The sequence below is a fragment of the Pseudomonas sp. B21-017 genome, from assembly GCF_024749245.1.
In the GTDB taxonomy this organism is placed as follows: domain Bacteria; phylum Pseudomonadota; class Gammaproteobacteria; order Pseudomonadales; family Pseudomonadaceae; genus Aquipseudomonas.
Genome location: NZ_CP087194.1, coordinates 5,612,664 through 5,624,868, shown reverse-complemented (window position 1 = coordinate 5,624,868; position 12,205 = coordinate 5,612,664). Strand labels below are relative to the sequence as shown.

General features: G+C 59.7%; 13 protein-coding genes. 11 read left to right on the top strand and 2 right to left on the bottom strand.

From position 1 onward, the window contains the following. The first annotated feature begins 25 nt into the window (after positions 1–25). Positions 26–1,144, top strand: coding sequence for a glutamate 5-kinase (gene proB / locus LOY28_RS25550; protein ID WP_007938428.1), 1,119 nt, complete (start codon positions 26–28; stop codon positions 1,142–1,144). A gap of 12 nt (positions 1,145–1,156) precedes the next feature. Further along, complete coding sequence (locus LOY28_RS25545) at positions 1,157–1,621, top strand: CreA family protein (RefSeq protein WP_018925883.1); 465 nt, start codon at positions 1,157–1,159, stop codon at positions 1,619–1,621. Positions 1,622–1,744: 123 nt separating this feature from the next. Here LOY28_RS25545 and rpsT read toward each other — a convergent pair whose 3' ends face one another. Beyond that, positions 1,745–2,023, bottom strand: a complete 279-nt coding sequence (gene rpsT / locus LOY28_RS25540; RefSeq protein ID WP_007901883.1) for a 30S ribosomal protein S20 — start codon at positions 2,021–2,023, stop codon at positions 1,745–1,747. A gap of 387 nt (positions 2,024–2,410) precedes the next feature. Here rpsT and murJ point away from each other — a divergent pair, with 387 nt between their 5' ends. From murJ to ispH, 6 genes are all read left to right on the top strand, one after another. After that, on the top strand, positions 2,411–3,949 hold the full coding sequence (gene murJ / locus LOY28_RS25535; RefSeq protein ID WP_258612698.1) for a murein biosynthesis integral membrane protein MurJ: 1,539 nt from the start codon (positions 2,411–2,413) through the stop codon (positions 3,947–3,949). A gap of 129 nt (positions 3,950–4,078) precedes the next feature. Continuing rightward, a complete protein-coding gene (gene ribF, locus LOY28_RS25530; RefSeq protein ID WP_018925885.1) occupies positions 4,079–5,029 on the top strand; it encodes a bifunctional riboflavin kinase/FAD synthetase in 951 nt (316 codons plus the stop codon). After that, positions 5,030–7,861, top strand: a complete 2,832-nt coding sequence (ileS, locus tag LOY28_RS25525; protein WP_064620459.1) for an isoleucine--tRNA ligase — start codon at positions 5,030–5,032, stop codon at positions 7,859–7,861. Continuing rightward, positions 7,854–8,366, top strand: coding sequence for a signal peptidase II (gene lspA, locus LOY28_RS25520; RefSeq protein WP_018925887.1), 513 nt, complete (start codon positions 7,854–7,856; stop codon positions 8,364–8,366). Before ileS ends, lspA begins: the two co-directional genes overlap by 8 nt. Before the next feature lie 7 nt (positions 8,367–8,373). After that, on the top strand, positions 8,374–8,811 hold the full coding sequence (fkpB, locus tag LOY28_RS25515) for an FKBP-type peptidyl-prolyl cis-trans isomerase (RefSeq protein ID WP_177318289.1): 438 nt from the start codon (positions 8,374–8,376) through the stop codon (positions 8,809–8,811). Between the two features lie 149 nt (positions 8,812–8,960). After that, positions 8,961–9,908 carry a 4-hydroxy-3-methylbut-2-enyl diphosphate reductase gene (gene ispH / locus LOY28_RS25510; RefSeq protein ID WP_018925888.1) on the top strand — a complete coding sequence of 316 codons (948 nt, stop codon included), beginning with the start codon at positions 8,961–8,963 and terminating at the stop codon, positions 9,906–9,908. On the opposite strand, the gene LOY28_RS25505 is transcribed toward ispH, so the two are convergent. Next, complete coding sequence (locus LOY28_RS25505; protein WP_064620453.1) at positions 9,877–10,434, bottom strand: GspH/FimT family protein; 558 nt, start codon at positions 10,432–10,434, stop codon at positions 9,877–9,879. The two genes, ispH and LOY28_RS25505, sit on opposite strands and share 32 nt — an antisense overlap. Positions 10,435–10,565: 131 nt before the next feature. Between LOY28_RS25505 and LOY28_RS25500 the strand changes: the two genes are divergently transcribed. The 3 genes from LOY28_RS25500 to LOY28_RS25490 are packed head-to-tail and all read left to right on the top strand — an operon-like array spanning position 10,566 to position 12,195. After that, positions 10,566–11,039 carry a GspH/FimT family pseudopilin gene (locus tag LOY28_RS25500; RefSeq protein ID WP_018925890.1) on the top strand — a complete coding sequence of 158 codons (474 nt, stop codon included), beginning with the start codon at positions 10,566–10,568 and terminating at the stop codon, positions 11,037–11,039. Beyond that, complete coding sequence (gene pilV / locus LOY28_RS25495) at positions 11,036–11,485, top strand: type IV pilus modification protein PilV (RefSeq protein ID WP_026286393.1); 450 nt, start codon at positions 11,036–11,038, stop codon at positions 11,483–11,485. The genes LOY28_RS25500 and pilV overlap by 4 nt, the downstream gene beginning before the upstream one ends. After that, a complete protein-coding gene (locus tag LOY28_RS25490; protein ID WP_018925892.1) occupies positions 11,482–12,195 on the top strand; it encodes a PilW family protein in 714 nt (237 codons plus the stop codon). The genes pilV and LOY28_RS25490 overlap by 4 nt, the downstream gene beginning before the upstream one ends. The last annotated feature ends 10 nt before the right edge of the window (positions 12,196–12,205 follow it).

Sequence of the window (12,205 nt, the reverse complement as noted above, 5' to 3'; positions counted from 1 at the left end):
TGCCCTCAAGCTAAGGTTGAAGATGATGCGGAGCAAGGTGACAGGTGCGCAGCGTTGGGTCGTGAAGATCGGCAGCGCTTTGCTGACGGCGGACGGCAAAGGCCTGGATCGCGCAGCAATGGGTGTCTGGGTCGAGCAGATGGTTGCCCTGCATGAGGCGGGCGTTGAACTGGTGCTGGTGTCCTCCGGGGCAGTGGCGGCGGGCATGAGCCGTCTGGGCTGGACCTCACGACCCAGTGCGATGCACGAGTTGCAGGCGGCTGCCGCCATCGGTCAGATGGGGTTGGTGCAGGCCTGGGAGTCGAGCTTCGCCGAACATGGTCGGCATACCGCACAGATTCTCCTGACTCACGACGATTTGTCCGACCGCAAGCGCTACCTGAATGCTCGTAGCACCCTGCGTGCGCTGGTCGAGTTGAAGGTGATCCCGGTGATCAACGAAAACGACACCGTGGTCACTGACGAAATCCGTTTCGGCGACAACGACACGTTGGCGGCGCTGGTGGCGAATCTGGTCGAAGCCGATTTGCTGGTGATCCTCACCGATCGCGATGGCATGTTCGATGCTGATCCGCGCAACAATCCCGACGCCAAGCTGATTTATGAGGCGCGGGCCGACGATCCGGCGCTCGATGCGGTAGCCGGTGGTACTGGTGGTGCGCTGGGGCGTGGCGGCATGCAGACCAAGCTGCGCGCTGCGCGTCTGGCGGCGCGCTCTGGTGCGCACACCATCATCGTTGGTGGGCGTATTGAGCGAGTGCTGGATCGCCTCAAGGCTGGCGAGCGCATCGGCACTTTGCTGTCGCCTGAGCGCGGCATGCTGGCGGCCCGCAAGCAGTGGCTGGCCGGGCATCTGCAGACTCGCGGCACGCTGGTGCTGGACGCGGGGGCGGTGACTGCGCTGTCTCAGGGCAACAAAAGTTTGCTGCCGGTAGGTGTAAAGCTGGTCCAGGGCAGCTTCCGTCGCGGCGAAATGGTGGTCTGTGTGGCGCCGGACGGTCGTGAAATCGCTCGTGGCCTGGCTAACTACAGTGCTCTGGAAGCACAAAAAATCATCGGTCAGTCGTCTGAGGCGATTATCGGTCTGTTGGGTTACATGGCGGAGCCGGAGCTGGTTCACCGGGATAACCTGATTCTGGTCTGAAGGAATACCTGAATGCGTGTGGCAAAAGGATTATTGGGCTTGTTGTTGGCGATGCCGTTGCTGGCCTCGGCCGAGGAAATTGGCCAGGTGTCGACGGTGTTCAAATTCGTCGGCCCGAACGACCGTATTGTTGTCGAGGCGTTTGATGATCCGAAAGTGGAGGGCGTGACCTGTTACCTGTCGCGTGCCAAGACGGGTGGCGTGAAAGGTGGTCTGGGATTGGCCGAGGATCGCGCTGAGGCGTCTATTGCATGTCGCCAGGTCGGGCCGATCAGCTTCAAGGGTGAGCTCAAGGATGGCGAGGAGGTGTTCAAGGAGCGCACCTCGCTGGTATTCAAGACTATGCAGGTAGTGCGATTCCTCGACAAGAAGCGCAATACCCTGGTGTATCTGGTCTACAGCGATCGCTTGATCGAGGGCAGTCCGCAGAATGCAGTGACGGCAATTCCGATTCTGCCGTGGACGCACGCTCAGTAAGATAGCGAAGGTCCAGGTGTGGGGGTGAGTCTGCTTGCTCCCACATTTTTTTTGCATTGTATTTAATAAATCGCAGGCAATAAAAAACCGACCCTGAGGTCGGTTTTTTAACGAGCGCGTCGCTTAGGCAGCAGCGGCAACGTTCAGGGCCTTGACGTGGCCATTCAGACGGCTCTTATGGCGAGCAGCTTTGTTCTTGTGGATGATGCCTTTATCGGCCATACGGTCGATAACTGGCACGGCCAGAACGTAAGCAGCTTGAGCTTTAGCAGCGTCTTTTGCGTCGATGGCTTTAACTACATTCTTGATGTAGGTACGAACCATGGAACGCAGGCTGGCGTTGTGGCTGCGACGCTTCTCAGCCTGTTTTGCACGTTTTTTGGCGGAAGGTGTGTTGGCCACCGTCGAGCTCCTCGAAAGACTTTTTAGGAAATAGCAAACAAAATAGGCCGCGAATCATGCCGATGAGTTGATGTCTTGTCAAGGGCGGAAGAGACGTTCCGCTAAGTGGCCGGTTCCGGCCCCATGAAAACTACTGCGCTCGGCAATACAGCGTTGAAAGCAGACTCGAAATGCTCATTGACTAAAGTCAACTCCGCTTTCTCGCCTGCTTTCGCCTTGTCTTGCCTTTGCTCGCTACGTTTTCAAGGGGACGGTGCGCTGGATATTTCTTTCCGGCGCGCGACCTGTAAACTCGCGAGCTTTGGCTCTGTGCTGTTGCGGCGCGGAGTATCGCATAAGTGGGCGCGTTGTTCGCCTGCTGTTTATCGACAGGCACAAACTCTTTCAATGAATCTGCTCAAATCGTTGGCCGCTGTCAGCTCTATCACGATGCTTTCCCGGGTGTTGGGGTTTGTTCGTGACACTCTAATCGCCCGTGCATTTGGTGCCGGAATGGCGACTGACGCCTTCTTTATCGCCTTCAAGCTGCCCAATCTGCTGCGGCGGATCTTCGCCGAAGGGGCATTTTCCCAGGCATTTGTGCCGATTCTTGCCGAATACAAAAGCCAAAAGGGCGAGGAGGCGGCGCGAACCTTCATTGCCTACGTCTCAGGCCTGCTGACACTGGTACTGGCGCTGGTCACTGCGTTGGGCATGCTCGCCGCCCCCTGGGTTATCTGGGCCACGGCACCGGGTTTCGTCGATTCTCCTGAAAAATTCCGGCTGACAACCGATCTGCTGCGGGTCACTTTCCCTTATATATTGCTGATCTCCCTGTCGTCGCTGGCCGGGGCGATCCTCAACACCTGGAACCGCTTCTCGGTGCCAGCTTTCGTGCCGACCCTGCTCAATGTCAGCATGATCATCTTTGCAGTATTCCTGACGCCGTATTTCGATCCGCCGGTGATGGCGCTGGGCTGGGCCGTTCTGGTGGGTGGGCTGGCGCAGCTGCTCTATCAACTGCCGCACCTGAAAAAGATCGGCATGCTGGTACTGCCGCGTTTGAATCTGCGCGATAGCGGTGTCTGGCGGGTCATGAAACAGATGCTGCCCGCGATCATCGGCGTTTCGGTGAGTCAGATTTCGCTGATCATCAATACTATATTTGCCTCGTTTCTGGTGGCCGGCTCCGTGTCCTGGATGTATTACGCCGACCGCCTGATGGAATTGCCATCCGGCGTGCTGGGTGTGGCGCTGGGCACGATTTTGTTGCCGACGCTGGCCAAGACCTATGCCAGCCAGGATCGCCACGAATACTCGCGAATCCTCGATTGGGGGCTGCGCCTGTGCTTCATGCTGGTGTTGCCGTGCGCCCTGGCGTTGGGGATTCTGTCTGAACCACTGACGGCTTCACTGTTCCAGTATGGCCAGTTCAGTGCTTTCGATGCGGCCATGACTCAGCGCGCGTTGATCGCTTATTCCGTCGGCTTGCTGGGGATTATCGTGATCAAAGTGCTGGCGCCGGGCTTCTATGCGCAACAAAACATCCGCACGCCGGTGAAAATCGCGATTTTCACCCTGATCGTCACTCAGCTGTTCAACCTGGTGCTGATCGGTCCGCTGGCGCACGCCGGCCTGGCCCTGGCCATCAGCGCGGGTGCCTGCATCAACGCCGGTTTGCTGTTTTATCAATTGCGCAAGCAGCAGATGTATCAGCCGCAACCGGGTTGGGCGAAGTTCGGGCTCAAATTGCTGGTGGCGGTAGCGGTGATGTCTGCAGTATTGCTGGGTGCGATGCACTTTATGCCGGCCTGGGGGCAGGGGCCTATGCTTGAGCGGCTGCTGCGTCTGGGTGCATTGGTGATCGCAGGCGTCGTGGCGTATTTCGGCATGTTGCTGTTGATGGGCTTCCGTTTGCGCGACTTCAATCGCAAGGCCTTGAGCTGAAGACGTTATCTCGATAATCATGGGCGAACCGGCAGTTTTGTCGGCTCGATTACTTTGGGTTACGGTGTTGCCTGTCGTCGGCCGCCGGGTGTGGTTATAATCGACCACTTTATGAGCAAGAAGCGCGTTATGCAGCTGGTTCGAGGTCTCCACAACCTGCGCCCCCAGCATCGGGGCTGTGTCGCCACTATTGGCAACTTTGACGGTGTTCACCGTGGCCACCAGGCTATCCTGGTCCGGCTGCGAGAGCGTGCGCTCGAGTTGGGCGTGCCCAGCTGCGTGGTGATTTTCGAGCCGCAGCCGCGGGAGTTCTTCGCTCCGGACACCGCCCCGGCCCGTCTGGCCCGCTTGCGGGACAAACTGCAGCTGCTGGCCGAAGAAGGTGTCGACCGGGTGTTGTGCCTGGCTTTCAACCATCGCCTGAGCAAACTCAGCGCCAGAGAGTTCGTCGATACCATTCTGGTGGACGGCCTCGGGGTGCAGCATCTGGAAGTCGGTGACGATTTCCGATTTGGCTGCGACCGGTTGGGGGATTTCGACTACTTGCAACAGGCCGGCGTCCTTCAGGGCTTTACCGTCGAAGCGGCGCAGACCGTCGAGCTGGACGGCATTCGTGTCAGCAGCACTCAGGTCCGCAATGCCCTGGCCGCTGCCGATTTCGCCTTGGCCGAGCAACTGCTCGGTCGCCCGTACCGGATTGCCGGTCGGGTCCTGCATGGCCAGAAGCTGGCGCGCCAGTTGGGTACGCCCACGGCCAACGTACAACTCAAGCGTCGTCGTGTGCCGTTGAGCGGGGTTTACCTGGTCAGCGTCGACATCGATGGCAAGACCTGGCCAGGCGTCGCCAATATTGGTGTGCGGCCAACGGTCGAAGGGGATGGCAAAGCTCACCTCGAAGTGCACCTTTTAGATTTTGCCGGCGATCTGTATGACCGGCGTTTGACGGTGGTTTTCCACCACAAGCTGCGTGAAGAGCAGCGTTTCGCCTCTCTGGAGGCGCTTAAGACGGCGATCAATGCGGATATCGCCGCCGCCCGTGCCCTGTCGCACCTAGCGCCAATCGCTAATGAAGAGCCTTAAATGACCGACTATAAAGCCACGCTAAACCTTCCGGACACCGCCTTCCCAATGAAGGCCGGCCTGCCTCAGCGCGAACCGCAGATTCTGCAGCGCTGGGACAGCATTGGCCTGTACGGTAAGTTGCGCGAGATTGGCAAGGATCGTCCGAAGTTCGTACTGCACGACGGTCCTCCGTACGCCAACGGCACGATTCACATCGGTCATGCGCTGAACAAGATTCTCAAGGACATGATCATCCGCTCGAAAACCCTGTCGGGTTTCGACGCACCTTATGTTCCGGGCTGGGACTGCCACGGCCTGCCGATCGAGCACAAAGTCGAAGTGACCCATGGCAAGAACCTGGGCGCCGACAAGACCCGCGAACTGTGCCGTGCCTACGCCACCGAGCAGATCGAAGGCCAGAAGTCCGAATTCATCCGTTTGGGCGTGTTGGGCGACTTCGCCAACCCGTACAAGACCATGGACTTCAAAAACGAGGCCGGTGAAATCCGCGCCCTGGCGGAAATCGTCAAGGGTGGCTTCGTGTTCAAGGGCCTGAAGCCTGTGAACTGGTGCTTTGACTGCGGTTCGGCCCTGGCTGAAGCGGAAGTCGAGTACGAGAACAAAAAGTCCGCGACCATCGACGTGGCCTTCCCGATCGCCGACGAAGCCAAGCTGGCTGCCGCGTTCGGTCTGCCGTCGTTGGGCAAACCTGCTTCGATCGTGATCTGGACCACCACTCCGTGGACTATCCCGGCCAACCAGGCGCTGAACGTTCACCCGGAGTTCAACTACGCCCTGGTCGACGTCGGCGACAAGCTGCTGGTACTGGCTGAAGAATTGGTCGAGTCCTGCCTGGCCCGCTACAGCCTGGAAGGTTCGGTGATCGCCACCACCACCGGTAAAGCGCTGGAACTGATCAACTTCCGTCACCCGTTCTACGATCGCCTGTCGCCGGTTTACCTGGCCGACTACGTTGAGCTGGGCGCGGGCACCGGCGTGGTTCACTCCTCGCCAGCCTACGGCGTAGACGACTTCGTGACCTGCAAGAAGTACGGCATGGTCAACGACGACATCATCAATCCGGTGCAAAGCAACGGCGTGTATGTGCCATCGCTGGAGTTCTTCGGCGGCCAGTTCATCTGGAAGGCCAACCCGGCCATCGTCGACAAACTGACCGAAGTCGGCGCGCTGCTGCACACCACCACCATCGAACACAGCTACATGCATTGCTGGCGTCACAAGACCCCGCTGATCTACCGCGCCACCGCGCAGTGGTTCATCGGCATGGACAAAGAGCCTGCAGCGGGCGACACCCTGCGCAAACGCGCGATCAAAGCCATCGAAGACACCAAATTCGTCCCGGCCTGGGGCCAGGCGCGCCTGCACTCGATGATCGCCAACCGTCCGGACTGGTGCATCTCCCGTCAGCGCAACTGGGGCGTGCCGATCCCGTTCTTCCTGAACAAGGAAAGCGGCGAACTGCACCCACGCACCGTCGAACTGATGGAAATCGTCGCCCAGCGCGTCGAAGTCGAAGGCATCGAAGCCTGGTTCAAGATGGACGCCGCTGAGTTGCTCGGTGACGAAGCGCCGCTGTACGACAAGATCAGCGACACCCTGGACGTCTGGTTCGACTCGGGCACCACGCACTGGCACGTCCTGCGCGGTTCGCACCCGATGGGCCACGAGACCGGCCCTCGCGCCGACCTGTACCTGGAAGGCTCGGACCAGCACCGCGGCTGGTTCCACTCGTCGTTGCTGACCGGTTGCGCCATCGACGACCACGCACCGTACCGCGAGCTGCTGACCCACGGTTTCACCGTCGACGAATCCGGTCGCAAAATGTCCAAGTCCCTGGGCAACGTGATCGCGCCGCAGAAGGTCAACGACACCCTGGGCGCCGACATCATGCGTCTGTGGGTAGCGTCTACCGACTACTCGGGTGAGATGGCGGTTTCCGAGCAGATCCTGCAACGCAGTGCGGACGCCTACCGGCGCATCCGTAACACCGCGCGCTTCCTGCTTTCCAACCTGACCGGTTTCAACCCGGCCACCGACCTCCTGCCGGCCGAAGAAATGCTCGCCCTGGACCGTTGGGCCGTGGATCGCACGCTGTTGCTGCAACGCGAGCTGCAGGAACACTACGGCGAATACCGTTTCTGGAACGTTTACTCCAAGATCCACAACTTCTGCGTGCAGGAGTTGGGCGGTTTCTACCTGGACATCATCAAGGACCGCCAGTACACCACTGGCGCCGACAGCAAGGCCCGTCGTTCGTGCCAGACTGCGCTGTTCCACATCTCCGAAGCGCTGGTGCGCTGGATCGCGCCGATCCTGGCGTTCACCGCCGACGAGCTGTGGCAATACCTGCCGGGCGAGCGTAACGAGTCTGTGATGCTCAACACCTGGTACGAAGGCCTGAGCGAACTGCCGGAAGGCTTCGAGCTGGATCGCGCTTACTGGGACCGGATCATGGCGGTCAAGGTTGCGGTCAACAAGGAAATGGAAATCCAGCGTGCAGCCAAGGCCGTCGGTGGCAACCTGCAAGCCGAAGTGACGCTGTTCGCCGAAGACGCGCTGAGCGCCGACCTGGCCAAGCTGAGCAACGAACTGCGTTTCGTGCTGATCACTTCGACCGCCAGTGTTGCGCCATTGGTGCAGGCACCGGCCGATGCCGTGGTCACCGAAGTCAGCGGCCTGAAGCTCAAGATCGTCAAGTCGGCTCACGTCAAGTGCGCCCGCTGCTGGCACTGCCGTGAAGACGTCGGTGTGAACCCGGAACATCCGGAAATCTGCGGTCGTTGTGTCGACAACATCAGCGGCGCGGGCGAGGTTCGTCACTATGCCTAATGCGGCTGGCCGTTTCGGACGGCTGAGCTTGCTCTGGTTGAGTTTGCTGGTCCTGGTCATTGACCAGGCCAGCAAGTTCTACTTCGAAGGCAAGCTCGAGATGTACCAGCAAATCGTGGTGATCCCCGATTTGTTCAGCTGGACCCTGGCCTACAACACCGGGGCGGCGTTCAGCTTCCTGGCTGACGGCTCAGGCTGGCAGCGCTGGTTGTTTGCCTTGATCGCGGTGGTGGTTAGCGCGGTGCTGGTGATCTGGCTCAAGCGTCTGGGGCGCAACGACACCTGGCTGGCGATTGCGCTGGCCCTGGTGCTGGGTGGCGCGCTGGGTAATCTTTACGACCGCATTGCCCTGGGGCATGTGATCGATTTCATTCTGGTGCATTGGCAGAACCGCTGGTATTTCCCGGCGTTCAACTTTGCTGACAGTGCTATTTCTGTCGGTGCCGTGATGCTTGCGCTGGATATGTTCAAAAGTAAGAAGACCGGAGAAACCGTTCATGACTGAACAGGTATTGGCTGAACAACGTATCGGCCAGAACACGGAAGTCACCTTGCACTTTGCATTGCGCCTGGAGAACGGCGACACCGTCGACAGCACTTTCGACAAAGCCCCGGCGACCTTCAAGGTCGGTGACGGCAACCTGTTGCCAGGCTTCGAGGCCGCGCTGTTCGGCTTCAAGGCCGGCGACAAGCGCAGCCTGTCCATCGAGCCGGAAAACGCCTTTGGCCAGCCTAACCCGCAAAACGTGCAGATCATCCCGCGCTCGCAGTTCCAGGACATGGAACTGTCGCCAGGATTGCTGGTGATCTTCAATGATGCGGCCAATACCGAGCTGCCAGGCGTGGTGAAGGAATTCGATGACGCGCAAGTGACCATCGACTTCAACCACCCGCTCGCCGGTAAGACCTTGACCTTTGACGTCGAGATCATCAACGTCAAAGCGTTGTAACTGACCGAATACGGTCACCTGTAGGAGCAGAGCTTGCTCGCGAAGGCGTCATCACATTCAGCATCAATGTTGACTGACACACCGCTTTCGCGAGCAAGCTCTGCTCCTACAATGATCTAACTTCTTGCGCGCAAGACACGAGGCACAGCATGCAAATCAAACTCGCCAACCCCCGTGGCTTCTGCGCCGGTGTGGACCGGGCGATCGAAATCGTCAACCGCGCCCTGGAAGTCTTCGGGCCGCCGATCTATGTGCGCCACGAAGTGGTCCACAACAAATTCGTCGTCGAAGACCTGCGTGCCCGTGGGGCGATCTTCGTCGAGGAACTGGATCAGGTGCCGGACGACGTGATCGTGATCTTCAGCGCCCACGGCGTTTCCCAGGCCGTGCGTACCGAAGCCACAGGTCGTGGCCTGAAGGTGTTCGACGCGACCTGCCCGCTGGTGACCAAGGTGCACATCGAAGTCGCGCGTTACAGCCGTGACGGCCGTGAATGCATCCTTATCGGTCATGCCGGCCATCCGGAAGTCGAAGGCACCATGGGCCAGTACGATGGCAGCAATGGTGGCGCGATCTATCTGGTCGAAGACGAGAAAGATGTCGCCGAATTGCAGGTAAACAACCCTGAAAAGCTGGCTTTCGTTACCCAGACCACCCTGTCCATGGACGACACCAGTCGCGTGATCGACGCCCTGCGTACACGTTTTCCGGCGATCGGCGGTCCGCGCAAGGACGATATCTGCTACGCCACGCAAAACCGTCAGGACGCCGTCAAGCAACTGGCGGACGAATGCGACGTGGTGCTGGTGGTCGGCAGCCCGAACAGCTCCAACTCCAATCGTCTGCGTGAACTGGCCGAACGCATGGCCACCCCGGCCTATCTGATCGACGGTGCCGAAGACCTGCAAAAGAGCTGGTTCGACGGTGTCGAGCGTATTGGCATCACGGCTGGTGCCTCCGCTCCGGAAGTGCTGGTGCGTGGCGTGATCCAGCAACTGCAGGCCTGGGGTGCCACCGGTGCCGATGAACTGGCTGGTCGCGAGGAGAACATCACCTTCTCCATGCCTAAAGAGCTGCGCGTGCGTTCGCTGCTGTAATACTTTTCGCCTTTCGACACAGCGCCTGCTCAGCCTTACGGTTGGCCAGGCGCACTCGACCGCTCGCCGCCAGCACCACCTGGAGCTGGCTGACCGGCTCGCGAGCCGAGCAAATATGTAGCGTCCCTGCCTGAAATGCCCGCCCGGGCATCAGCGGTTGGCCCAGACTGCTGAACCGCACGAAACGCCTGACCCACCAATTGCCGACAATCGGCGTCCGCGCATCACCTGCGCGCTCGACCAGTAGCGGATTGCTGCTGTCCTCTGGCCCTTTGCCGCTGATGTCCAGAATGATCCGCCAGCCCTGGCTCCAATCGCCATTGATGCCATGAATGACCACGTTCTGGTTGCGGGTTATGGCCAGGGTTCTGGCCTGCCGGATCCCGCTGATCAGCGACTCGGCCGCCTGCTCCCGATGATTCGATTCCGTCAGTGCAGCGAACGCCGGACTGACCAAGTGCAGAACAATCCCGACAATCGTCAGTCCCATGAGCAGTCCGATCAAGCTGAAACCTTGCTGATGCATGTCATCTCCCTCCATGGAGTGCTGCGGCCCGCGCGATCCTTGCGCGAGTAATGGCAAAACAACCGTACATCTGTCGGTCGAATGTTCTAGCGTGTAGAAGCAGGTATAGCCGACGGCAACGGAGGGCACTGATGGATCATCGTACAAAAGGTTTCACGCTGATCGAGCTGCTGGTCACGCTCGCGGTGTTTCTGATCCTGATTACACTGGCCGTTCCGGCGTTCACCCGCTCGGTGCAAAGCAACAAGGCCGACACCGAGGTCGGCGACTTGCAACGGGCACTCAATTACGCACGGCTTGAGGCGATTGATCGGGGCTTCACCACTCGGGTTCGCCCGACGGCCGGCGGCAGTGTCTGGACCGGCGAGCTGAGCGTTTATGACGGTACTGGCAATCCGGCCAATGTATTGCGGGTTGTTCCAGCGATGAGCAGCGGAGCAACTCTAACGCTAACCTCAGGAGTGACCGCGATTGATTTCAACAATCTCGGCGGCTTGGCAGCGCCGTCCACGGCGGTGGTGATCAGTTATGTGCTGGGGGCGCAAAGCAGGACGCTGAATGTGTGTTTGAACGGACGAATTCTATTGGGTGGAAGTTGCGGATGAGGGGTTGGAGCAAGCGTGCACAGGAGGGCATGACGCTGATCGAGGTATTGGTCGCGTTGTTGGTGCTGGCTGTGGGTCTGTTGGGCGCGGCGGCGATTCAGCTCAATGCGCTGAAGTACACCGACAGCTCACGGATGACCAGCCAGGCGAGTTTTATCGCCTACGACATGATGGACCGCATTCGCGCCAATTCCGGCGCCGATTACACCGTCACGCCGCCGACCTCGGGCAACTTGAGCGTGGCCCGGGATCAGGACCTCTACGACTTCACCACCAATATCGTCAATTTCGGCGGCGCCACGGCCACCGGCAGCATCGTCCGCAACCAGCGGGTATACACCATCACCATTACCTGGGACGACTCCCGGGCCGCCAATATCGCCGATTCGCGCCGCAGTTTTGTCCTCACCAGCCGTGCCACCGTTGATCCGGTGACGACACCATGAACAGAACCAGCAGAGGTTTCGGCCTGATCGAATTGCTGATCGCCCTGGCGTTGAGCCTGATCGTGGTCCTGGGCGTGGCGCAGATTTTCATCGCCGCCAAAAACACCTACGTCAGCCAGAACACCGCTGCCGGCATGCAGGAAGATGCGCGGTTCGTCCTGAGCAAGATGATTCAGGAAATTCGCATGGTCGGCATGTTTGGTTGCCTGGGTACGATTACCGACGCCAGCTCGGCGGGGGATTTCAATGCCAGCCTGCTCACACCGATCAGTTGGGACAATGCCAACCTCAAATTGACTCTGGTCACCGCAGATGTCGGCGGCAGTGGCGGAGTGCCGACCTGGACGGTGGTTTCCGACTGCCGAAATACTGCGACGGCCTACACCGGGTTACGCACGCCGGCATCGGGGCAGTTGGCGTTTCCGATCCGGCGGCTGGTCTACAGCTTCAGCAACAACCAACTGCTGATGGGCTCCGGCACTGGCACGCCGACTCAGGCGGTGCTGGTAAACAACGTCAGTGCCTTTGGCGTGAGCTTCGGCATCGCCAGTTCGGCCACGGATACAGCCGCCTCCAGTTACAGCAGTAATCCGTCCGATCCGGCGCGAATCCGCAGTGTGCGGCTGACGCTGACCCTCACCGACCCGAACAACCGGGTCCGCAATCAAACCTTCAACGTAGTTGCCGCCTTGCGCAACCGGTTGCAATGAGGGGAGGGCC